Annotated in this window: 22 protein-coding genes; 9 read left to right on the plus strand and 13 right to left on the minus strand. The window is 66.3% G+C overall.

The genetic code is table 11. The features are described from left to right. On the plus strand, positions 1-659 hold a 659-nt coding region (locus JHD80_RS19715; protein ID WP_248311666.1), incomplete at its 5' end, for a PHA/PHB synthase family protein. A gap of 23 nt (positions 660-682) precedes the next feature. Here the strand turns inward: JHD80_RS19715 and aac(6') are convergent. Beyond that, a complete protein-coding gene (gene aac(6'), locus JHD80_RS19720; RefSeq protein WP_199090910.1) occupies positions 683-1,159 on the minus strand; it encodes an aminoglycoside 6'-N-acetyltransferase in 477 nt (158 codons plus the stop codon). 136 nt (positions 1,160-1,295) lie between these two features. Then, complete coding sequence (locus JHD80_RS19725; protein WP_199090912.1) at positions 1,296-2,615, minus strand: OmpP1/FadL family transporter; 1,320 nt, start codon at positions 2,613-2,615, stop codon at positions 1,296-1,298. Positions 2,616-3,046: 431 nt separating this feature from the next. Here JHD80_RS19725 and JHD80_RS19730 point away from each other — a divergent pair, with 431 nt between their 5' ends. After that, on the plus strand, positions 3,047-3,895 hold the full coding sequence (locus tag JHD80_RS19730) for a fumarylacetoacetate hydrolase family protein (protein WP_199090914.1): 849 nt from the start codon (positions 3,047-3,049) through the stop codon (positions 3,893-3,895). A gap of 351 nt (positions 3,896-4,246) precedes the next feature. Here the strand turns inward: JHD80_RS19730 and JHD80_RS19735 are convergent, their stop codons facing one another. From JHD80_RS19735 to rplM, 6 genes are all read right to left on the minus strand, one after another. Continuing rightward, positions 4,247-5,320 carry a helix-turn-helix transcriptional regulator gene (locus JHD80_RS19735; RefSeq protein WP_199090916.1) on the minus strand — a complete coding sequence of 358 codons (1,074 nt, stop codon included), beginning with the start codon at positions 5,318-5,320 and terminating at the stop codon, positions 4,247-4,249. Positions 5,321-5,456: 136 nt separating this feature from the next. Further along, positions 5,457-6,392 (minus strand): N-acetyl-gamma-glutamyl-phosphate reductase, encoded by a 936-nt coding sequence (argC, locus tag JHD80_RS19740; RefSeq protein ID WP_199090924.1) that lies wholly within the window; start codon positions 6,390-6,392, stop codon positions 5,457-5,459. A gap of 367 nt (positions 6,393-6,759) precedes the next feature. Next, positions 6,760-7,038 (minus strand): hypothetical protein, encoded by a 279-nt coding sequence (locus JHD80_RS19745; protein WP_199090926.1) that lies wholly within the window; start codon positions 7,036-7,038, stop codon positions 6,760-6,762. A gap of 195 nt (positions 7,039-7,233) precedes the next feature. Then, the gene (locus JHD80_RS19750) at positions 7,234-7,986 is read right to left on the minus strand and encodes an SDR family oxidoreductase (protein ID WP_199090928.1); all 753 of its coding nucleotides are present in this window, start codon (positions 7,984-7,986) and stop codon (positions 7,234-7,236) included. Positions 7,987-8,083: 97 nt separating this feature from the next. Next, complete coding sequence (gene rpsI / locus JHD80_RS19755; RefSeq protein ID WP_199090930.1) at positions 8,084-8,563, minus strand: 30S ribosomal protein S9; 480 nt, start codon at positions 8,561-8,563, stop codon at positions 8,084-8,086. Between the two features lie 2 nt (positions 8,564-8,565). Then, positions 8,566-9,027, minus strand: a complete 462-nt coding sequence (gene rplM / locus JHD80_RS19760) for a 50S ribosomal protein L13 (protein ID WP_199090932.1) — start codon at positions 9,025-9,027, stop codon at positions 8,566-8,568. A 229-nt stretch (positions 9,028-9,256) separates the two neighbouring features. Here rplM and JHD80_RS19765 point away from each other — a divergent pair, with 229 nt between their 5' ends. Next, the gene (locus JHD80_RS19765; protein ID WP_199090934.1) at positions 9,257-10,030 is read left to right on the plus strand and encodes a substrate-binding domain-containing protein; all 774 of its coding nucleotides are present in this window, start codon (positions 9,257-9,259) and stop codon (positions 10,028-10,030) included. A gap of 20 nt (positions 10,031-10,050) precedes the next feature. On the opposite strand, the gene JHD80_RS19770 is transcribed toward JHD80_RS19765, so the two are convergent. Next, entirely contained in the window at positions 10,051-10,497 is a 447-nt protein-coding gene (locus JHD80_RS19770; RefSeq protein WP_248311667.1) for a PaaI family thioesterase, read from the minus strand. A gap of 68 nt (positions 10,498-10,565) precedes the next feature. Here JHD80_RS19770 and JHD80_RS19775 point away from each other — a divergent pair, with 68 nt between their 5' ends. The 3 genes from JHD80_RS19775 to JHD80_RS19785 all read left to right on the plus strand — a co-directional run bounded on the left by JHD80_RS19775 (position 10,566) and on the right by JHD80_RS19785 (position 13,453). Beyond that, complete coding sequence (locus JHD80_RS19775) at positions 10,566-11,381, plus strand: enoyl-CoA hydratase (RefSeq protein WP_199090936.1); 816 nt, start codon at positions 10,566-10,568, stop codon at positions 11,379-11,381. A gap of 175 nt (positions 11,382-11,556) precedes the next feature. Beyond that, a complete protein-coding gene (locus JHD80_RS19780; protein ID WP_199090938.1) occupies positions 11,557-12,087 on the plus strand; it encodes a CoA-binding protein in 531 nt (176 codons plus the stop codon). Positions 12,088-12,175: 88 nt separating this feature from the next. Next, positions 12,176-13,453 carry an O-acetylhomoserine aminocarboxypropyltransferase gene (locus JHD80_RS19785; protein WP_199090939.1) on the plus strand — a complete coding sequence of 426 codons (1,278 nt, stop codon included), beginning with the start codon at positions 12,176-12,178 and terminating at the stop codon, positions 13,451-13,453. Positions 13,454-13,689: 236 nt separating this feature from the next. Here JHD80_RS19785 and JHD80_RS19790 read toward each other — a convergent pair whose 3' ends face one another. Continuing rightward, a complete protein-coding gene (locus JHD80_RS19790) occupies positions 13,690-14,781 on the minus strand; it encodes a COX15/CtaA family protein (RefSeq protein WP_248311668.1) in 1,092 nt (363 codons plus the stop codon). Positions 14,782-14,879: 98 nt separating this feature from the next. Between JHD80_RS19790 and JHD80_RS19795 the strand changes: the two genes are divergently transcribed. Then, positions 14,880-15,089 carry a DUF2842 domain-containing protein gene (locus JHD80_RS19795; protein WP_199090941.1) on the plus strand — a complete coding sequence of 70 codons (210 nt, stop codon included), beginning with the start codon at positions 14,880-14,882 and terminating at the stop codon, positions 15,087-15,089. 19 nt (positions 15,090-15,108) lie between these two features. Here JHD80_RS19795 and JHD80_RS19800 read toward each other — a convergent pair whose 3' ends face one another. Both JHD80_RS19800 and JHD80_RS19805 read right to left on the minus strand, forming a co-directional pair. After that, on the minus strand, positions 15,109-15,429 hold the full coding sequence (locus tag JHD80_RS19800) for a hypothetical protein (RefSeq protein ID WP_199090943.1): 321 nt from the start codon (positions 15,427-15,429) through the stop codon (positions 15,109-15,111). A 26-nt stretch (positions 15,430-15,455) separates the two neighbouring features. Further along, positions 15,456-16,511: a polysaccharide deacetylase family protein gene (locus tag JHD80_RS19805; protein WP_465246537.1), complete on the minus strand. Its 1,056-nt coding sequence runs from the start codon at positions 16,509-16,511 to the stop codon at positions 15,456-15,458. 136 nt (positions 16,512-16,647) lie between these two features. Between JHD80_RS19805 and JHD80_RS19810 the strand changes: the two genes are divergently transcribed. Beyond that, positions 16,648-17,871, plus strand: a complete 1,224-nt coding sequence (locus tag JHD80_RS19810; RefSeq protein WP_199090945.1) for a GNAT family N-acetyltransferase — start codon at positions 16,648-16,650, stop codon at positions 17,869-17,871. 21 nt (positions 17,872-17,892) lie between these two features. On the opposite strand, the gene JHD80_RS19815 is transcribed toward JHD80_RS19810, so the two are convergent. Continuing rightward, positions 17,893-20,055 (minus strand): GumC family protein, encoded by a 2,163-nt coding sequence (locus JHD80_RS19815; protein WP_199090947.1) that lies wholly within the window; start codon positions 20,053-20,055, stop codon positions 17,893-17,895. 692 nt (positions 20,056-20,747) lie between these two features. Here JHD80_RS19815 and JHD80_RS19820 point away from each other — a divergent pair. Next, the gene (locus JHD80_RS19820) at positions 20,748-21,308 is read left to right on the plus strand and encodes a polysaccharide biosynthesis/export family protein (protein WP_199090949.1); all 561 of its coding nucleotides are present in this window, start codon (positions 20,748-20,750) and stop codon (positions 21,306-21,308) included. Positions 21,309-21,324: the final 16 nt, after the last annotated feature.

Consider the following 21,324-nt stretch of genomic DNA (forward strand, 5'->3'; position numbering starts at 1 on the left):
AGGAGCAGATCCGCGCGATCGAGGAGCAGATGGCCCGGACCGGCTATCTCGACGGTTCGCGCATGGCGGGCGCCTTCAACATGCTCCGGCCGAACGACCTGATCTGGTCCTATGCCGTGAACAACTACCTGAAGGGCAAGGCGCCGACGCCGTTCGACCTGCTCTACTGGAACGCGGATTCGACCCGGATGCCGGCGGCGAACCACTCCTTCTACTTGCGCAACTGCTATCTCGACAACAAGCTCTCCAAGGGCGAGATGCGGATCGGCGGCAAGACGCTCGACCTCAAGCGGGTGACGATCCCGATTTACAACCTCGCGACACGCGAGGACCATATCGCGCCGGCCCAGTCGGTCTTCAACGGCTCGCAATGCTTCGGCGGGCCGGTCGAGCATGTCGTCGCCGGCTCGGGCCATATCGCCGGCGTGGTCAATCCGCCGGCCAAGGTGAAATACCAGTACTGGACCGGCGGACCGGCCAAGGGCCGCTATGCCGACTGGCTCGCCAAGGCGGAGGAGCATCCCGGCTCCTGGTGGCCGCACTGGTTCAATTGGCTCGAGGCCCAGGCGCCGAAGAAGGTTGCGGCGCGCGAACCGGGGGGCGGCAAGCTCAAGGCCCTCGCCGATGCGCCCGGCACCTATGTGAAGGCGAAGGCTTAGGCGCGAACATCGGCACGTCCCGATCAGCCCTCGCCTGTCTCGGGCGCGCCGATAGCCTTGCGAAAGAAAACGACGCGCTCGGTCTCGATGAAGCCGAGCGCGCGGTGGAAGGCAAGGCTCGCCGCATTGTCGATCGCTGCGTCGGAGGCGAATTCAGAGCACCCCAGCGCGCGTCCCCACGCCGCGACGGCGCGGCAGAGCATCAGGGCGATGCCGGAGCGGCGGTGCGGTTCGGCGACGAAGATCCCTTCGAGGAAGACGACCGGCGACGTCTCGCAGCCATTGACATAGTCGCTGCGCAACGCCGCTTCGGCGAAGCCGATGCAGCGGCCCTCATCCGTCAGGGCCACGCAGGCGAAATCGCGGCCGTTCGCGGCAGCCAGCGTCTCCGCCAGTTCCTCGCGATGGCGTCCGGCATCCTCGTCCGGCCAGAGCTCGGCCCTCAGTCTCGCCCATTCGGCAAGATGCCGTTCACCGGCGCTCTCAATCGTGACCGTCATTTCCCCTCCGGATCGCTGCTGCCGCGCAAGACCCGGCCGCGCGACGAAGGTGCCAGCATCCCGAGAAAGCCGGCGGCATAGCGGCAATAAAAAAGCCGGCCCGAAGGCCGGCTTTTCCGGATCGATCGATCCAGGATCAGTACTTGCGCACCACCGGCTGCGCCGGAATGGTCTGGGTCGGATCATCCCAGCGATAGGTGATGCCAACCGAGGCGATGTTGATATAGGGCTTCGCATCGGCCGAGTAGAGCACGGCGCTCTGCTGCGGGTGCGCTCCCGTGTAGTTCACGTTCGCCTTCTTCACGTCGATGAAGGTGTAGCCGAGATCGAGCTTCAGCTTCTCCGTGACCTGATAGCTCAAACCCGCCGAGAGCCACAGACGGTCGTTATCCGCGATGAAGATCGTACGGTTGCGGTCGTTCACCGCCGACAGCTCGTAGCCGACACCGGCGCGCAGCGTCAGGGCGTTGCTGTACTTGTATTCCGCGCCGACCGAGAAGAACCAGGCATCGTCATACTGGAAATTCAGGCTCGTGACGGGAACGCCGAGGCCGCGCGCGACGATCGGAATGTTGCGGAAGCGGCTCCAGTTCGTCCACTCGACACCTGCATGGACCTGCCACCGATCGTTGATGACCTGCGAGACGCCGAACACCACCGAGTCGGGCAGATTGAGATTGGCCTTGACCGGAATGACGGTGAGCGGCGTGCGGAAAGAGCCCTCCAGCGTCTGGTGCATCATGGAACGATAGGCGATGCCGATCGAGGTGCCCTGGAACGGCGTCAGGTTGACACCGAAACGGTAGCCGAAATCGATCGTGTCACCGTCGAGAATGACCGGGGCCGCGGTCGGGGCGATCCCGGACGCCTGCTTCAACGAGGCGTTGAGATACTGGATCTGCAGGGCCGCGCCCACCGAGATCCAGTCATTGATCTGATAGCCGACCGTCGGCGAGACGTTCACGGTCGCCAGCTTGGCGGAGCGGCCATAGACCTGGGCGGCGTTGACCTGCTGATCGGGCTTCGAGCGCAGGCCGTAAGGCGCGCCGCTGGTCATGCCGATCCACAACCGGTCGGTGAGCTGCCAGGCCGAGGCGGAAGCCGGGATGAATGCGCCGTCGCCGCCGATATTGCCGGTGCCGTTCTGGATCGGGCTCAGCGGGAAGCCGGGCACCGCCAGGCGCGTCGGCGCATTCGGATCGTAGGAGGCGTTGGCGTTGAGATAGGTGAAGTTCCAGTTGCTGGTGCGGCCCGGGTACATGGTGATGATCGCGGGGTTCCACGCCATGCCGGCAATGCCGGTGCCGCCCGAAGCCGCGCCGGCATAGGCCATGCCGAGACCTTCGGCGCCCTGGCCGCTGCGGATGGCGAAGGAGCTCGCCGAAGCTGCTCCGGCCGCAACGAGAGCGGCGAGCGAAACCGTGGCGGCTGCGGCGGTACGAACAAGGCCCTTCATCGAATCCATCCCGGTTTTAGGTTCTTCGAGGCCAGACACCCCGCTTGATTCGAAGCATGGCCCGAGCCGTTTCTCGCCGCAATCCCGCTTCAAGCGCCCAGAAATCGCCACATGATCCCCTCATTTGCCCTCCGCACCCTCGAAAACCGGCCGAAAACGACGATTTTCGAGCCTATGCCGGCAAGATTGTTCAGAAAGATATCGTTTACATAAGAACTATTACCGGTTTTCGGGCGTTTTTCCTTTCCCGGCTTGCCTGCGGCTCTCCTAGGGGCAAGTGTCGCTTTGAGTCGCCCCGTTGCATTCGCGCAACAACCTGGACGCCTGCCGATCGCGGATGCCCCATGCGCAATGACAGGCTTGTGTTTCGGGCCGGCATCCGATCAGAATCCCGCCCACCCATTTAGATCGTTTGAAACGGGGGAAACACCTTGAAACTGCTCCGCTACGGCGCGCCCGGCCAGGAGAAGCCGGCCCTTCTCGATGCCAAGGGCGGGTTGCGCGACCTGTCCGGCGTCATTCCCGACCTCGCCGGCAAGGCGCTGACCTCGGCCTCGCTCGCCAAGATCAAGGCGCTCTCGCCGGACTCGCTGCCGCTCGTCTCGGGCTCGCCGCGCATCGGCGCCTGCGTCGGCGACGTGCGCAACTTCATCGCCGTCGGCCTCAACTTCGCCGATCACGCCGCCGAGACCGGTGCGGAGATCCCGAAGGAGCCGATCCTCTTCAACAAGGCTCCGAACTGCATCGTCGGGCCGAATGACGACGTGGTCATCCCGAAGGGCTCGCAGAAGACCGACTGGGAGGTCGAGCTCGCGATCGTGATCGGCGACGGCGGCTCCTATATCGAGGAGAAGGATGCGATGGCGGCGATCGCCGGCTTCTGCGTCTGCAACGACGTCTCCGAGCGCGCCTTCCAGCAGGAGCGCGGCGGTCAGTGGGCCAAGGGCAAGGGCTGCCCGACCTTCGGGCCGCTCGGCCCCTGGCTCGTCACCCCCGACGAGATCAAGGACATCCAGAATCTCGGCATGTGGCTCGAAGTCGACGGCGAGCGCGTCCAGAACGGCTCGACCAAGACGATGATCTTCGGCGCGGCCTATCTGGTGCATTATATCAGCCAGTTCATGCGGCTCGATCCGGGCGACGTGATCACCACCGGCACGCCTCCCGGCGTCGGCCTCGGTTTCAAGCCGCCGCGCTTCCTGAAGGGCGGCGAAGTCGTCACCCTCGGCATCGAGGGCCTCGGCGAGCAGAAGCAGAACTTCGTCACCTACAAGGGCTGATCCTGACAGGATCGCCCCCTTCGCACGACACGAAACGCCGGCGCTCAGCCGGCGTTTTTCGTTTCAGGGCGTTGGGGTTTTGATCGAGGCAACGGATCTAACCGAGACACGGATCGCTCGCGGCTTCGCGTCGGTGGCGACTTTGAAGACACGGCATGTGCGCAAGCCGGTCTGTGCGAGCCCGGGCGCAGGAGCAAAATAGCGGGAAAAGGCACTGTCGAAGCCGCTTGACCCGGCTTCGACAGTGCAAGCTGAGCCTCGCAGGCAGTCGTACGACCTTCGAGTACATCCACCCTGCCCGCGGCCACAGAATTCGCCATCCCCCAAATGGGGGCATCCATGGTCGGCGTGTCAGCGCGGCCCGGCCGCGCTCTTCAGCAGGCCGACCAGATCGGCCTGCCGGCGCGTACCGGTCTTGGCCAGGATGCGCTTCAGCGTCGTTCGCGCGGTCGCCTCGGTCACCCCGAGGCGGGCGGCCGCGTCACGCGGCGGATGGCCGGCGGCGATGGCGGCGGCGAGCCGCGCCTCCGCCGGGGTCAGATCGAACAGGCCGGCGATCAGGCCAGCATCGGGCCCCGCCCCCGCGGCGACCGGCGTCGCCACGATGATGGCGCCGGCGAAGGAAAAGATGTCGCGCGCCCGGCCGCGCACGGGCGCGACATGCACGACCATCGGGTTCGCGCCGCGCCGGGCCGGTATCGGCAAGGAACGGACAAGCTGGGGCAAGTCCGGCCGCGCGAACCCCGCGATCACCGTTGCCAGCATGTCGTCGGCCGGACCATAGGCCAGGGCGAGACGGGCGGCACGATCGAGAAAAACGCCGGGTATCAGGTCCTGGAACAGGGCGTTGACGTCGAGCACGCGGCCGTTCAGACCAAGGACCGCGGCCGGCAGCCCCATCATCTCCAGGGCCTGCGACGCCGCCCGCGCGCGCTCCATCGCCAGGCGGCGCCCGAGTAATCCGGCCCGCGCGAAATGCGGCCGCAACCGATCGAGCGCAGCGATCGCCGCCCCGTCGACAATGCCTTCGGCAAAACTCCGCTCGCAATGGACGATCGTGGTGTCGCCGGTCGGCGCCGCGATCACGGTCGCGACGCCGGAGCCGTATCCCGACGGAATCAGCAGGTCCTGGTAGATCGGCTGCCGTGCGATCTCATCGTCGCTGAAGACGTCCTCGTCGGTGATGAAGCCGTGCCGGCCGCATGCGAGCAGCCTCTGTGCGCGCTCGTTGACCGCGAACGGGATGCGGCGCAGGATGTCCTCGTAATCCGCACAGAACGCGGGCGACGACGCCAGAAGGCGGACGTCGTCATGCAGCACGGTTCCGAGCAGCGCTTCGCGGCAATTGGCGATCCGCGCGGTATCGCGAAGCACGGCAGGCCAGTTCTCGGGTACGATCGCGGCCTCGTAGATGCCGTCGATCAAGCCATTCTCGAACGCGTTGCCTGCCACATCCATCCCTCGCCCAAGGGACAACCAGTCTAGCGCGCAAGACGCGAAAACGTCTCCTCTAAATAGAGGAGACGAGATGCATCTTTGGACGCAGGCGCGGGGTGCCGGCTCAGCCTTCCGGCAGGCCGAGCATCAGGCGGATGTTCTGCACGGCCGCGCCGGACGCACCCTTGCCGAGATTGTCGAGCCGCGCGACCAGCACCGCCTGGCCGAGATCGTCCTGCCCGAACACCGTCAGTTCCAGCTTGTTGGTGTCGTTCAGCGCCTCCGGCTCGATCTTGCCGTTCCTGCCGTCCTGCGGGAGGACGCTGACATAGGTCGAGCCGGCATAGCGCTCGGCCAGGACATGATGCAGATCGGCAACCGAGGGCCGCCCCGGCAGCGTGTCGAGATGCAGCGGCACCGAAACCAGCATGCCCTGCCGGAAATTGCCGACGGAGGGCACGAAGATCGGCCGCCGGGTCAGCCGGGCATAGGCCTGCAGTTCGGGCAGGTGCTTGTGGCGAAGCCCAAGGCCGTACAGTTCGAAGGCGGGAGCCACGCCGGTCTCGAACTCCTCGATCATCGCCTTGCCGCCGCCCGAATAGCCGGAGACGGCGTTGACGGTGACCGGATGGTCATGCGCCATCAGCCCGGCATCGACGAGCGGACGCAGGAGCGCGATGGCGCCGGTCGGATAGCAGCCGGGATTGGCGACGCGGTCCGCCTTGGCGATCTTCTCGGCATGGCCCGGCTCGAGCTCGGCGAAGCCATAGACCCAGCCCGGCGCGACCCGGTGCGCCGTCGCAGCATCGACGATCTTGGGCGCGTCGGCGCCGAGCTGATCGGCGAGCGCGACCGATTCCTTCGCCGCATCGTCCGGCAGGCAGAGCACGACGAGATCGACGCTCGCCATCATGTCCTTGCGGGCGGCCGGGTCCTTGCGCTTGTCGGGATCGATGCTCTTGACGGAGACCTCGGGCACCACGGCCAGGCGTTCACGGATGCCGAGGCCGGTCGTGCCGGCTTCGCCGTCGATGAAGATGGATTTCAGGTTCTGGCTCATCGGGCACCCCGGCGGCTGGCAGGCAAGTTGGCTAAAGGCATAAAAAAACCGCGCTCCATGGCGCGGTCGCGGGCGTTCGGACGTCAGCCGAGCGTCATCGCGGGCGCGCCGGAGCGGCCTGGACAGGGCGACGTCGGATGAAGCTCGTCATCATGGCCGTGTATATGTTCGCGCTTGAGCCGGGTGTCAATCGCAGCTTTGAGGCAGGCATCACTCCCCCGCTCGGCGGAGAAGCTCCTGAAAGCGAGATGCTGGCAACCTCCTCCCGTCGGAGATGGTCGGGTCAGGCCCGCGTATCACGAGCCCAGGCCAGGAAACGCGATTCGTTTGAATCGCTTCGCGACCGTTCTTCGCAAACCGGTTCCCGTCAGCGGCGCGCGGTGAACCAGACATAGAGGGACCAGGGCAGGATCAGGGCTAGCGCGGTCAGGACGAGCCGCAGCATCGTCCAGACGTAGGGGTTGTTGAGCGCGCGCCCGTCGAGCTCCGGCACGCCATGGATGAAGCCTAGCGCAATGGCCGGCGCCAGGAAGACGACCAGTGCCCGGCCGATGCGCCGTCCACGCGGGAGTTCTTCGCGCGCCAGCATCAGCAGGGCCGGCACGGCGATCATGACGAAGGCGATCAGGACGAGAAGGACGCGCATGGAGTTCCGGGCGTGTTGTCGGCTGAGATGACTATATGTCCTGTCATAACCGCGCCGTCATCCCGGGCGACGGGCGGGAGATCCGGGATCCATGCCGGAACCGCTATCGGCCGAGCTCGGGCATGGATCCCGGAGCTGCGCCGCTTGCGCGGCTTCTCCGGGATGACGGCGCGGTTGGAGCAAGAGGATCGGGCGCTACCGCCCGCCCGCGACCTTGAGGATCACCCCGGTCGTGTAGCGCGAAGCCTCCGAGAGCAGGAACAGCACTGACTCCGCGATCTCGTCGGCTGTCGCTGCACGCTTCAGCGGAATCATGGGCGCAAGGCGTTCGACACGGCCGGCCTCGCCGGTGGAGAGCGCATGAATCTCGGTCTCGGTGATGCCGGGCGCCACTGCGTTGACGCGGATGCCATGACCGGCCAGTTCCTTGGCGAGACCGATGGTCAGGGAATCGACCGCGCCTTTCGAGGCCGCATACCAGACATATTCTCCGGGCGAGCCCAATTCTGCGGCCACGGAGGAGATGTTGACGATCGCCCTGCCCTCTCCTCCACCATTGTCGATGAGCGCGCGGGCGGCCTCGCGCGCGACGAGGATCGCGCCGGTGACGTTGACGTCGATGCATTCGCGGATAACCGCGATCTCCGCCTCGGCGAGCGGGCCGGACCTGCCGGTGATGCCGGCATTGTTGACGACATGGGTCAGCGGGCCCAGCGCCGCCTTCGCCTCGGCGAAGACGCGGGTGATGTCGTCGGCATCGGCCATGTCGCCCTGCAACGCCACGGCCTTCGCGCCCGCAGCCTCGCAGGCCGCGACGACCTCGGCGGCGGCCTTCACGTTGTTCCGGTAGTTCACCGCGACGTCATAGCCGCGCCCGGCCGCCATGATGCAGGTCGCGGCGCCGATGCCGCGGCTGCCGCCGGTGACGAGAAGAACGGGGCGGGTCATGGCAGGCTCCTGCTGATCTGGCGCGACAGGGCCAGCCAATACGAAAAGGGCGGCTCTTGCGAGCCGCCCTTCCGCATACCGGTAATCCCGGAAACGATCAGCGCTTCGAGAACTGGAAGCTGCGGCGGGCCTTGGCCTTACCGAACTTCTTACGCTCGACGACACGCGAGTCGCGGGTCAGGAAGCCTTCCTTCTTGAGCGGGCCGCGAAGCTCCGGCTCGTAGAAGGTCAGCGCCTTGGAGATGCCGTGACGCACCGCACCGGCCTGGCCGGAGAGGCCGCCGCCCTTGACCGAGACGACGACGTCGTACTGGGTCACGCGGTCGACGAGCTGCAGCGGCTGCTTGAGCACGAGGCGCAGCACCGGGCGAGCGAAGTAGACCTCCTGGTCGCGGCCGTTGACGGTGACCTTGCCGGAGCCAGGCTTGATCCAGACGCGGGCGATCGCGTTCTTGCGCTTGCCGGTGGCATAGGCGCGGCCCTGCGCATCGACCTTCTTGACGTGGACGGGAGCAGCGGGCTGCTCAGGCTTGGCGACGTCGCCGAGCTGGGCGAGAGACTGAAGAACTTCGGCCACGGTCAGACCCTCTTGTTCTTGCTGTTGAGCGCGGCGACGTCGAGCGCCTCCGGCGACTGGGCAGCGTGCGGATGCTCCCCGCCCTTGTAGACGCGCAGGTTGCCGAGGATCTGGCGGAAGAGCGGGCCGCGCGGCAGCATGCGCTCGACAGCCTTCTCGACGATACGCTCCGGGAAGCGACCTTCCAGGATGAACTTGGCCGAACGCTCCTTGATGCCGCCCGGGAAGCCAGTGTGGTGGTAATACACCTTCTGGTCACGCTTGCGGCCGGTCAGGGAGACCTTCTCGGCGTTGATGACGATGACATTGTCGCCGCAGTCGACGTGGGGGGTGTAGGCGGCCTTGTGCTTGCCGCGCAGACGCATCGCCACAACGGAGGCGAGACGGCCGACGACGAGCCCGGAGGCGTCGATCACAACCCACTTCTTTTCGACATCGGCGGGCTTGAGCGAGACGGTCTTCATCGCGGTACCCCTTCGGTTGCGTAAAAAAGGACAAGCCGCCGGAGAGCCCGGCGGCGGTGTGGCGTCGGGATAGGGGCAAGGAAGCCGGCTGTCAAGCGTTACCGAAACTGCAAAAGCCCGAAAAATCCAATTTTCTCATAGCGATGAGAGAAAAGGTATCAGGATACCGCATCCTTCTCTTGCGCCGCGCGAGCGCCTGACCCAGCATTCGGCCGCAGGAGGATACGCCATGACACGCAAACGCATCGCTTTCATTGCCGCCGGCCTGCTGCTCGGGGGGTTGCCCGCCTTCGCCGATGTGAACGTGATCAGTTCGGGCGGGTTCACCGCGGCCTACAAGGACCTCGTCCCGGCCTGCGAGGCGAAAATCGGCCAGAAGGTGGTCAGCGCCTATGGCGCTTCGATGGGCGCGGCGCCCGATGCGATCCCCAACCGGCTGGCGCGCGGCGAGCCGGCCGATGTCGTGATCCTGGCGGGCGATGCCTTCGACAAGCTGGTGAAGGACGGCAAGGGCATGGCCGGCACCCGCACCGACCTCGCCCGCTCGGCGATCGGCCTCTCGGTCAAGGCGGGCGCGCCCAAGCCCGACATCTCGACGGTCGAGGCGCTCAAGAAGACGCTGATGGAGGCGAAGTCGATCGCGTACTCGGCCAGCGCCAGCGGCACTTATCTGTCCGAGGAACTCTTCCCCAAGCTCGATCCGAGCGGCCAGGTGATGGCCAAGTCGAAGAAGATCTTCAGCGAGCGAGTCGGCACGATCGTGGCGCGCGGCGAGGCGGAGCTCGGCTTCCAGCAGGTCAGCGAGCTCGTCCCGATCGCAGGCCTGGATTTCGTCGGCACGCTGCCGGAGGAGGTCCAGCGCGTGACGGTGTTCTCGGCCGGGCTGGCAGCCGGCGCCAAGGAAACCGAAGCCGCGAAGGCGTTGATCGCCTGTCTGGGCGGCGCGGATGCTGCGGAGACGATCCGCAAGACCGGGCTCGACCCGATCCCGGCGAAGAAATAGCCGGCCTTGCGGGGCCGCAGTCAGCGCGCGGGGATCGAATAGGTCCCCGTTGCGTGGCAGACCATCTCCGCCTCCCCTTGCGAGTAAAGGCAGACCTCGCCGACCGCGAGCCGCTTGCCGAGCTTGAGCAGCTTCGCCTCGCCGATCAGGGCGGCCTGGCCCGGCTTGCGCAGGAAATTGAAATTGAGGCTCGTCGTCACCGCGAGGCCGACCGGGCCGATCTGGGCCAGGATCGCCGCATAGAGCGCGAGATCGGCCAGGGCCATCATGGTCGGGCCCGAGATCGTGCCGCCGGGGCGCAGGTGCTTCTCGTGATAGTCGCAGCGCATCCGGGCCGTCATCGGCCCGACCTCCTCGATGAAATAGGTGCGCCCGCCATAATGGAGCTGGGGGAAGACCTCGTCGAGATAGGCATCGATCTCGGAGGCGCTCATGCGGGTCGTCATGCGGAAAACCACAGGCTGCATTAGGGGTTATCCCCTTGCAGCATGGCGAACGGCCTCCGACAATAGGCGGAAATGCTGAGGGAAGCACGATGATCGCCCATCACAAGCCGGAGGCCGCACCCGTCCTGCTGCGCGAGGATGCGGAGGGCATCGCGACACTGACGCTGAACCGCCCGCAGGCGCGCAACCCGCTGAGCGAAGCGATGCTGGCCGCCCTGAGCCAGACCTTTGCCGCCATTGCCGCCGACCCATCGGTCAAGGCGGTCGTCCTCGCGGCAGCCGGGCCGGTGTTCAGCGCCGGGCACGATCTCAAGGAGATGACCGCCCATCGCGCCGATGCCGACCGGGGCCGGGCTTATTTCGCGGATATCCTCGGACGCTGCTCGGCGATGATGCAGCAGATCACCGCCTTGCCCCAGCCGGTGATCGCGGCCGTCGAGGGCACGGCGACGGCCGCGGGCTGCCAGCTCGTAGCGAGCTGCGATCTCGCGGTCGCGGGCGAAGCCGCGCGCTTCTGCACGCCGGGCGTCCATATCGGGCTGTTCTGCTCGACGCCGATGGTCGCACTCTCGCGCAATCTCTCCGCAAAGCACGCGCTGGAGATGCTGCTGCTGGGAGAGATGATGCCGGCGGGGGAAGCAGCCCGGATGGGGTTGGTCAACCGCGTCGCGCCGGCCGGCGAGGCACTGGCGGAGGCGCAGCGGCTTGCCGGCATCATCGCCTCAAAATCACCCGCGACGGTCAAGATCGGCAAGCGCGCCTTCTACGAGCAGCGGGAGATGGGGTTGAAGGCGGCCTATGACCGCGCTTCGGCGGTGATGGTCGAGAACATGCTGGCGCGGGATGCCGAAGAGGGCATCGGCGCTTTCATGGAGAAGCGTCCCCCGGTGTGGGAGGGGGAATAACAACCTCCATGTCATCCCGGGCGACCGGAGGGAGACCCGGGATCCATGCCTGAACATCCATTGTAAACGCTCCGGAATGGATCCCGGATCTCCTCTTCGCTGCGTCCGGGATGACGGGGCGGTTGCTGCATCCTATATCGACCCTGCGCCTTCCCTGCCGCCGAGCCCCAGCCTCATGACCCACGACGCCTATCCCGACAGCCTGATCCGCGACATCCTGAAATCCGTGAAGCGGATCGCGCTGGTCGGCGCCTCCGCCAACGAGGCGCGGCCGAGCTGGATCGTGACGAAATACCTGATCGACCGCGGCTACGACGTCATCCCCGTCAATCCCGGCCTCGCCGGGCAGACGATCCTCGGCAAGACGGTCTATGCCGCGCTCAAGGACATTCCCGGCCCGATCGACATGGTCGAGATCTTCCGCAATTCGGAAGCCGCGGGGCCGATCACCGACGAGGCGCTGGCGCTCGATCCGCTGCCCAAGGTCATCTGGATGCAGCTCTCCGTGCGCAACGACGAAGCCGCAGCGCGGGCCGAGGCGAAGGGCGTCACCGTCATCATGAACCGCTGCCCCAAGATAGAATACGGCCGGCTGTCCGGCGAGATCGGCTGGCAGGGCATCAATTCGCGCATCCTGTCATCGAAGAAGCCGGTGCTCGCCGGCAAGGGCTTCCAGAAGCTGACGATCCACCGGCCGGGGACCTGACGCGGCCTGCCCCTCCGATTTGACGCCCCGCGAACCGTTCGTTAAATCGAACGATCCGTTTTCGACGTCAGATTGTCAGGGAGCAGCCATGACCGACCGCGCACCGGGTTTCCATACACTCGCCATCCATGCCGGAGCGGCACCCGATGCGGCGACGGGCGCACGGGCCACGCCGATCTACCAGACGACCTCCTTCGTCTTCGACGATGTCGACCATGCCGCCTCGCTGTTCGGCCTGCAGGCCTTCGGCAACATCTATACCCGCATCGGCAACCCAACCAACGCGGTGCTGGAGGAGCGCGTCGCGGCGCTGGAGGGCGGCACGGCCGCACTCGCCGTCGCCTCCGGCCATGCGGCCGAGTTCCTCTGCTTCCATGCGCTGCTGCAGCCGGGCGACGAATTCGTCGCGGCGCGCAAGCTCTATGGCGGCTCGATCAACCAGTTCAACCACTCCTACAAGAGCTTCGGCTGGAACGTGATCTGGGCCGACACAGACGATCTCGAGGGCTTTGCCGCCGCCGTGACGCCGAAGACCAAGGCGATCTTCATCGAATCCATCGCCAATCCCGGTGGCGTCATCGTCGACATCGCCGCGATCAGCGCGATCGCGAAGAAGCACAACATCCCGCTCATCGTCGATAACACGATGGCGTCCCCTTACCTGCTGCGCCCGTTCGAGCATGGCGCCGATATCGTCGTTCATTCGGCGACCAAGTTCCTCGGCGGTCACGGCAACTCGATTGGCGGCCTGATCGTCGATGGCGGCTCTTTCAACTGGGTCGGCGACGATCGCTACCCGATGCTCTCCAAGCCGCGGCCGGAATATAACGGCATGGTGCTCGGCGAGACCTTCGGCAATTTCGCCTTCGCCATCGCGACCCGCGTGCTCGGCCTGCGCGATCTCGGCCCGGCGCTGGCACCGTTCAATGCCTTCATGCTGCTGACCGGCATCGAGACTTTGCCCCTGCGGATGCAAAGGCACTGCGAGAGCGCGCTGAAGGTCGCCGAACATCTCGCCAAGCACTCGGCGGTCGAGTGGGTGAGCTATGCCGGCCTGCCGGGCGACAAGTATCACGAGCTCGCCAAGCGCTATGTGCCGAAGGGTGCGGGCGCGGTCTTCACCTTCGGGCTCAAGGGCGGCTACGACGCCGGCGTCAAGCTGGTCTCGAACCTCAAGCTGTTCTCGCATCTCGCCAATATCGGCGATACGCGCTCGCTGGTGATCCACCCGGCCTCGACCACCCATCGCCAGCTCACCGACGAACAGAAGATCGCCTCGGGCGCCGGCCCGCAGGTGGTCCGCCTCTCGATCGGCCTCGAGGATGTCGAGGACCTGATCGCGGACCTGGATCAGGCACTGGCATAATCCAGCGCGTCATTCTCGGGCTTGACCCGAGAAGCTCATGATCGAGGAGGCGCCGGAAACGGCGCCTTTTTGTTTGGGAGCACCCCGATTGTCATTCCGGGGCACGCTGCAGGCGTGAACCCGGAACCCACGACCGGGTGAGAGCTTCACAAAGCGACGAACGGAAACCGCTGCGACCCAGTCGTGGGTTCCGGGTCCGCTGCTGCGCAGCGTCCCGGAATGACAAGGGTTGTGCGTTATCCCCGCGCGGCCTGCTCGGTGCGGGTGAGATGAACCACGCCCATCGCCAGCACGGCGAAGCCGAGGGCCTGATGGGCGAGCCCGGCCCAGAGCGGCACGACAAGCAAAAGCGTGACGATGCCGAGCGCCGATTGCGCCAGCACCAGCCCGGCGATGGCGGTCGCGCGCTTGGCACTGCCCGATCCCGGCGCAGCGCGGCGCAGCCTCAGAGCATTCCAGAGCGCGACGGCGAAGAGGATATAGGCGCCGAGGCGGTGGTTGAACTGCACCAGCGCGACATTGTCGACGAAGTTCTCCCAGAAGGGCGACTGGGCGAAGAGCAGCGACCCCGGCGGCACCAGAGCGCTATCCATCAGCGGCCAGGTGTTGAAGGTGAAGCCCGCCTTCGAGCCCGCGACGAGCCCGCCGAGCGCGACCTGCACGAAGAGCAGCAGCAGGATGAGCCACGCGGCCGCCCTGCCCCACGCCGGCTCGACCCGGCGCAAGGGCGTCAGCGTCGTCGCGAAGGCCACGACCGAGGCGAAGAACAGGCCGGCGAAGGTGAGATGCAGCGTCAGCTTCACCGGCGCGACCGCGACCATGCCGGGCTGGAGGCCGGAGGCCACCATGATCCAGCCGATCGCGCCTTGCAGGCCGAGCAGCAGGCCCATGCCGAACAGCGTCGCGATCTGCCGGGCCGGCAGCAGGCGGCGCAGCGCGACGACGAGGAAGCCTACGAAATAGATCAGCCCGATGAAGCGGCCGAGCTGGCGATGGCCCCATTCCCACCAGTAGATGAACTGGAACTCGCCGAGACTCATGCCCTCGTTGAGTAGCTGGTATTGCGGGCTCGCGCGATATTTGCCGAATTCCTCGGCCCAGGCGTCGGCCGAGAGCGGCGGCATCGCCCCGGTGATCGGCTTCCATTCGGTGATCGAGAGGCCGGAGCCGGTCAGCCGCGTCGCGCCGCCGACCACGACCATCAGGAAGACGAGGCCGGCGACGATCCAGAGCCAGCGGCGGATGCCGGCATGATCGGTCCTGGCGCGTTCGCCGGCAGTCTGGTTGAGGGCTAAGGTCACGGATGGGCTTTCGGTCGCAGACGCCAGCGCTTCACAAGCGCGCTCGCGGGTGACATAGACCCGTCGCTCCGGCGCGACAACGCTCGCATTGCCGCAGCAGCCTGACCTGCGCGGTGGAGAGCCCGATGAAACAACGCAACCGCAAGCTGATCGGGACCGTGCTGATCCTCGTCTTCGTCTGCGTCTATGCGCTCGTCGCGATGGCGCTCGCGCAGGGGCGGATCACCGAGGCGCCGAAGCTGATGCAGACCATCGCCTATATCGCGCTGGGCCTCGCCTGGGTGCTGCCGCTGCTGCCCTTGATCAAGTGGATGGAGCGCAAGGACGAGGCTTGACGGCAGTTAAGGCTAAGTTTTACGAGAAGAACTGCCATCCATAGAAATTCGATGCCGCCAAGGCAGCATAGGCGGCCAATACGGCCGCTAGAAATACCGCCCACCCAAATTTTGAAGACAAACCAGCCACCACGAAAATCAGAACCCAAACAATCGCGCTGTTTGCCGTCGCCACACCGTCGACGCGTATCGAAAACTGATATATTATTACTATCAATATAAATAATATCAATCCCGCGAATAAACCTACTGATTTTGCGATGTATGATTCCCTTGCAATCAGAACGCCAACGGCGATGAACATAGACGTCATCAACAGCATTCCTAAAAAGCTATCCATGCATCACCTCTGGTAGAATATATTGGCTATATTATCCGCCGCCCCCTGCTCCGCAGCCAGAACGGCAGCCCCGACAGAAGTGCTCGCAGCGCCGCCTCGTTCTGATGGAGGCCATTGAGCGAGACGCGCGGCAGGGCGTGGAGATGGCCGGCGTGCTCGGGAAAGAGATGGCCCGGCCGCGTCGTGACCGCGCTCTCAAACCCCGCCTCCGCGGCAAGCGCGAAATCGCGCGGCCCGGCCGAGCCGGGATCGCCGACCGGATAGGCGAAATGGCGGATCGGGATACCCAGCTCGGTCTCCAGACGCTGCCTGCTCTCGACGATCTCGCGGCGTGCGACCTCCGCCTCGTGCTTCGCCAGCATCGGATGCGTCAGGGTATGGGCGCCGATGGTCACGCCCGGCGCGCCGGACAAGGCCCGTAGCGTCTCCCAGGGCAGACAGTCACGCTCGACGACAGCGACAGGGTCGATGCCGGCTTCGGTAGCCAGCCCGGAAATCGCAGAGAGCAGAATCGCTTCCGGCTCGCGGCGCAGACGCCAGTAGAGCTTCGCGAACGCGCGCGTCTTCTCCGCGTCGGTTTCGGTCCGGGCGGTGAAGCGGCCATCCGGCAAGGCGAGATCGATCCGCGGCAGAGCGTGGATCGCCTCCTCCAGCTCAAGCCACCAGAGCCGAGCGGTGCGGTCTGCGAAACCCGGCGTCACGAACAGCGTCCAGGGCGCCTCGTGCCTGGCGAGGATGGGCCAGGCTTCCTCAACATTGTCGCGGTAGCCATCGTCGAAGGTCAGCGCGACGAAGAAGCGGCCCGGCTTGGGGTTGCGCAAGCGTGCCAGCGCTTCCTGCAAGGAGACGATATCGCAGCCCTCGGCCCGGATCAGGCCCAGCGCGCGATCGAGGAAATCCGGGGTGATGTCGAGCAGGGCATTCGGCGCGAAGCCGCGCGTTTCAGCCGTGCGGACATGATGGAGCGTCAGGATCACGCCCACGCCCTGCGCGAAGTCGCGGCTCCAGCGGTCGGCGCCTGTCGCCGCCATCATCCGGAATGCGGCCGCGATGGCCTTGTGACGCGCATTCATCGCAGCCAAGTCCGAATATCCCCTCGCAACCGCCCGCTAACGCTATCGTGCGATCGCGTGGCTGCTCCGGCGGATTGTGGCCGATCCGTTCACAATGACGGGTTAAGGAGGCGCCATCAGTTCCGCTCGCATGGGCGAAGGAAACATGCCCACCGCCGCCTCTTCACTGGCCACGCCCGACACGGTCTCATCCAGCGGCAGCGCAGCGCGCCCCTGGGCCTCGATCGCGATCGAGACCGATATCGCCGCGCTCGCCGAGACATGGCGCGCCTTCGAGGCCACGGCGCTGGCGACGCCCTATCAGAGCTATGACTGGATCCGGCCCTTCTCCGAGACGATCGGCGCCGCCCATGCCATGACCTTGCGCTATGCGCTGGTGCGGGATGCCGAAGGGGCGCTTTGTGCCTTGCTGCCGCTCGCCATCACCGGGCGCGGCGGTTTCCGCTTCGCCGAATTCATCGGCGGCAAGCATGCCAACTATCATATGGGGCTCTATGCTCCCGCTTTCGCCGCGCAGCTCGATATCGGACTGACGGAGCGGATGCTGACGGAGATCGGCCACGCCATCGGTGGGCTCGATGCGCTGGCCTTCGTCAACCAGCCTGTCACATGGCAAGGCGTTTCCAACCCGGCCGCGCTGCTCGCCGCCGGCCCGAGCCCGAGCCGCGCCTATAAGCTCGCGCTGGTTCCCGGTGACGGGGACGCCGCGCTGAAGCGCTCGATGAGCAGCCATGCCCGCAAGAAGCTCAAGAACAAGCACAGCCGCTTCAAGGATTTCGGCTCGTCGGTGCTGACACGTGGGACGACGCCCGAAGGCGTCAAACAGATCATCGAGGCATTCCTCACGCAGAAGGCCGAGCGCTTTCGCGCCATGAGCGTGCCCGATCCCTTCGCCGAGCCGGCGATGCGCGCCTTCCTGGAGCGGGGAGCCCTGGGAGATGGATCGACCCGTCCCGTGATCGAGCTTTATTCCCTCGATCTCGACGGCCGGTCCGTCGCGACCTATGTCGGCGCGACCCAGGGCGAGCGCTTTTCGGGCATGGCGACTTCGTTCGACATGGGCAGCGAAACCGTCAAGACCAGCCCCGGCGAGTTGCTCCTGGCCGAATTGATCCGCCTGAAGGCCGGCGAAGGCGTCGCGGTCTTCGATCTCGGCGTCGGCGAGGCCCGCTACAAGACCACCTTCTGCGACGACCATGACGATCTCGTCGACAGCTTCCTGCCGCTGACCCTTAAGGGCCGCCTGTTCGCGCGGATCGCCCAGACGAAGCGCGAGCTGAAGCGGCGGATCAAGCGCTCGCCGCTCGCGCTGAAGCTGGCCCATCGCGCATCGGGCTGGCTGCGGCGCAGGCGACCCGAGGCGGAATAGGGCGCGAGCGATCCGGCAGGATCAGGCGCCGACCGGCATTTCGCTGCGCGAGACCGGTGGCATCGGCACGCCGCCCTCGGCATCGAGGATGAGCGTGACCGGCGCCTCGGTGAGCTCGCTCAGGCGATAGGCGGTCTCCAGTGCGTGGCCGTTGCCGACCTGCCCGCTCATGACGAGACCCGCCTGCGCGCGGCGCGCGATCGGCGCCAGCACCGTGCCGTCGTCGTTGGAGGCGGCGGCGACCAGCACCCAGTCATAGGTCTCGCAGAGCGCGTCGAGCGCGACATCGACCAGATCGGGCGCGGCCAGAACGGCGGCGCGGCCGGCCCGGCCGGAGCCGATGCGATGCAGCCGCGAGCCCGGTGCCCGCATGATGATGTCGGAGAACAGGGCCTCGCCTGCGAGGAGCTCCGAGAAGCCGGCCTCGCTGCCCGCATGGTCCGACGAGAGATCGACGAGCACGCAGCGGCAGCGCTGGGCGAGCAGCTCGGCGAGATCGCGCGGTCTTGCGGCCTCGTCTCCGGCGCCGTCCAGCACCAGCGCCAGCGGCGCCATGCCGCGCGTGGGTTCGCGGGTGCGCTCGGCGATCTCGGCCAGCGTCAGTTCGGGATGGTCGAGATCGAGCCGGGTCTGGCCGAGCTTGCCGGCATGGGTCAGGAGGCCGGCGACGCGGGCATGGCGCGGCGCGTCGGGCACAGGGTCGGCAGGCTCCGCCTCATCCTCGGACGGACCGGCGGACACCCAGCGCGGCCCGCGCGGCGCATTCGGCACGGGCCGACCCTGGCCGTTGAGCAGTTCGCGTGTCACGATCGTCGCGAGCGCGATCAGGAAGGTCGCAAGCGTCGCGACCAGCACCACCGGCACCTTCTTCGGGAAGGAGGGCTCGGTCGGCTCGACGGCGCGCGAGATGATGCGCGCATCGGCCGGGGTGGCATTCATCGTGTCGCGCGCGGAAGCCTCGCGATAGCGCTGCATATACTGCTCAAGCTGCTCGCGCAGCGTGCGCGCCTCGCGCTCCAGCGCGCGGAGCTGAACTTCGCTGTCATTGGCCGTGGAGACGTTCTTCTTCTGCCCGTCGAGCGCGGCCTGGAAGCTCTCGACGCGCTGGCCCGCGATCTTGGCCTCGTTCTCCAGCGTGCGCACGGTGCGCTCGGCGGCGGCGCGAAGCTGGCCTTCGAGGTCGAGAAGCTGGGCGTTCAGCTCCTTGATCCGGGGATGCTCCGGCAGGAGGCTGCGCGATTCCGCGGCGATCTGGGCGCGCAGGTTGACGCGCTGCTCGATCAGGCGGCGGACGAGGTCGTTATTGGCGACGTCGGGGATCTCGAAGGTGCGGCCCTGCTTGATGGCGTCGCGGATCAGGCCGGCTTTGGCCTGCGACTCGGCCTGCTGGCTACGGGCCGCCGAGAGCTGCGCCGAGAGGTCGGTGAGCTGCTGGGAGGTGATGGTGGTGTTGTTCGGGCCGGCGAACAGCCCGTTCTTGGAGCGGAAATCCTCGACCTTGGCCTCGGCCTCGGCAACGCGCTTGCGGAGCGGCTCGATCGTGGTCGAGAGCCAGTTGGAGGCGCTGCGGGCGTTCTCCTGCTTCGCCTGCTCCTGGAATTCCAGATAGGTCTCGGCGATGGTGTTGGCCGCCTTCGCGGCGAGCGCGGCATCACGCGAGGTGAACTCGATGGAGACGATGCGCGAGCGACCGACCGGATAGACGAGCAGACGGTCGTAATATTTCTCGAGGACGCGCTCTTCCGGCGAACGATCGGCAGGATGGCCGCCGAGGCCGATCATGACGGCAAGCTTGCGCACGGCGCTGAGCGCACCCACGCCGGAATCGAACTCGGCATTGCCGACGAGCCCGATCCGCTTGATCGCCTCGCGCGCCAGGTCGCGCGACATGATGATCTGGACCTGGCTCTGCACCGCCTCGGAGTCGAACTGGCCGCTGTCGCTGTTCGTCTGGCCGGGCAGAGCGTAGAAGCCGCCGCGGCTTTCCAGCAGCAGCCTCGCCTCGCCCGTGTAGCGCGGCGTCACGAAGTTGACAGCGACGAAGGACAGGCCCAGCGCCGCGAGCGTCGGCGCGACGATCCAGAACTTGCGGCGCTTGATCGCCGCCCAGAGGGCGGAGAGATCGAGCATGTCGCCCCGGCCTTCGCCGGCGCCGCGCGCATCAATCCCAGCTTGAGCGGTCATGGGCCCACCTATCGACGCAAAACTCTCGCCCCTATCGAGGGACGCGGGCGACATTGAACGCTCGGTAAGGTTATCGCCGGGTAAATGACGCTGCGGTTTCTGATCTGCGGCTCCCCTGCTCCCCTTGCAGGAGCCGGCCACTGCAAGGCGTCTCGACTTCGGGCGGCCGCCCCTCGATCGAACCTTCCGCCGGAGCAAAGGCACCGCATCGCCTCGATTTCGCGCAAGTCCACTGAACCTGCAGAACGGCACTTCTGCCCCCGACCGGAACCGCAAATCGTAAACACCGATCACGCCGCCCCGCCGGCATGCGCCCTCCCGGCCAATCGAAATCGATGAATTCGGCACGAAAGACCCTCGCGAGGTAACGAAGGTTAACGATGGGTTATCGGAATCCTGAACGGCGGCTTCATCGGCCCTTCAGCGACAGAAGCGAATCTTGAGTCGCTCGATCAAACGTGTCGCCATGATCGGGCCGCTGCCGACTGCAGCTACCCCCACAGCCTAGCAGTCGGCAGCGTCTTTCTTTCCGGCGCCCCCGGCCGGCCACCAGGAAAGCGGCAGCAATCGCCCGCCGACTGTGCGCCAGGGCCATCCCCGCCCGGCCAGACGCACGCGACAGGGCTACGGGAAGCCTTTGTTAACCATATCGAGCCTAAAGATCGGGCGAGTTCTGCACGGATAAGCCAGTGATGAGTCGACGCATCGCCTCTCTCGCCTTGGCCGCAGCCATGATCGCGGGCGCCTGCACGCCCCGCTATCCGGCGGCGGATTATGCGCTCGCCGAGCCAGCGGGGCCTTACAGGCTCGCCAGCGGCGACCGGCTGCGCATCATCGTCTTCGGACAGGACAATCTCTCCAATATCTATGCGGTTGACGGCGCCGGGCGCATCGCCATGCCGCTGATCAACACGATCGAGGCACAGGGCCGCACGACCCAGCAGCTTGCCCAGGCGATCGAGGCCAAGCTGCGGGGCGGCTATCTGCGCGAGCCCAAGGTCTCGGTCGAGGTCGATACCTACCGCCCCTTCTTCGTGCTCGGCGAGGTCACCAATTCCGGCCAGTTCCCCTATGTGAACGGCATGACGGTGCAGACGGCCGTCGCCATCGCCGGGGGCTTCACGCCGCGCGGCCAGCGCGACACGGCCGAAGTGACGCGCCAGATCGAGGGCCAGACGGTGACCGCGAGCGTGCCGATCACCTATCCGGTGCAGCCCGGCGACACCATCGTCATCAAGGAACGCTGGTTCTGAGATCGCGGCGCGACCG

The organism is Allobosea sp. ASV33 (assembly GCF_016428755.1).
Lineage (GTDB): Bacteria > Pseudomonadota > Alphaproteobacteria > Rhizobiales > Beijerinckiaceae > Allobosea.

Excerpts from the sequence above, each read along its gene's own strand:
- JHD80_RS19725 (WP_199090912.1), bottom strand. The coding sequence starts at position 2,615 with ATGAAGGGCCTTGTTCGTACCGCCGCAGCCGCCACGGTTTCGCTCGCC.
- argC (WP_199090924.1), bottom strand. The coding sequence starts at position 6,392 with ATGAGCCAGAACCTGAAATCCATCTTCATCGACGGCGAAGCCGGCACG.
- JHD80_RS19745 (WP_199090926.1), bottom strand. The coding sequence starts at position 7,038 with ATGCGCGTCCTTCTCGTCCTGATCGCCTTCGTCATGATCGCCGTGCCG.
- JHD80_RS19750 (WP_199090928.1), bottom strand. The coding sequence starts at position 7,986 with ATGACCCGCCCCGTTCTTCTCGTCACCGGCGGCAGCCGCGGCATCGGC.
- rplM (WP_199090932.1), bottom strand. The coding sequence starts at position 9,027 with ATGAAGACCGTCTCGCTCAAGCCCGCCGATGTCGAAAAGAAGTGGGTT.
- JHD80_RS19765 (WP_199090934.1), top strand. The coding sequence starts at position 9,257 with ATGACACGCAAACGCATCGCTTTCATTGCCGCCGGCCTGCTGCTCGGG.
- JHD80_RS19770 (WP_248311667.1), bottom strand. The coding sequence starts at position 10,497 with ATGCAGCCTGTGGTTTTCCGCATGACGACCCGCATGAGCGCCTCCGAG.
- JHD80_RS19775 (WP_199090936.1), top strand. The coding sequence starts at position 10,566 with ATGATCGCCCATCACAAGCCGGAGGCCGCACCCGTCCTGCTGCGCGAG.
- JHD80_RS19780 (WP_199090938.1), top strand. The coding sequence starts at position 11,557 with ATGACCCACGACGCCTATCCCGACAGCCTGATCCGCGACATCCTGAAA.
- JHD80_RS19785 (WP_199090939.1), top strand. The coding sequence starts at position 12,176 with ATGACCGACCGCGCACCGGGTTTCCATACACTCGCCATCCATGCCGGA.
- JHD80_RS19795 (WP_199090941.1), top strand. The coding sequence starts at position 14,880 with ATGAAACAACGCAACCGCAAGCTGATCGGGACCGTGCTGATCCTCGTC.
- JHD80_RS19800 (WP_199090943.1), bottom strand. The coding sequence starts at position 15,429 with ATGGATAGCTTTTTAGGAATGCTGTTGATGACGTCTATGTTCATCGCC.
- JHD80_RS19810 (WP_199090945.1), top strand. The coding sequence starts at position 16,648 with ATGCCCACCGCCGCCTCTTCACTGGCCACGCCCGACACGGTCTCATCC.
- JHD80_RS19815 (WP_199090947.1), bottom strand. The coding sequence starts at position 20,055 with ATGACCGCTCAAGCTGGGATTGATGCGCGCGGCGCCGGCGAAGGCCGG.
- JHD80_RS19820 (WP_199090949.1), top strand. The coding sequence starts at position 20,748 with ATGAGTCGACGCATCGCCTCTCTCGCCTTGGCCGCAGCCATGATCGCG.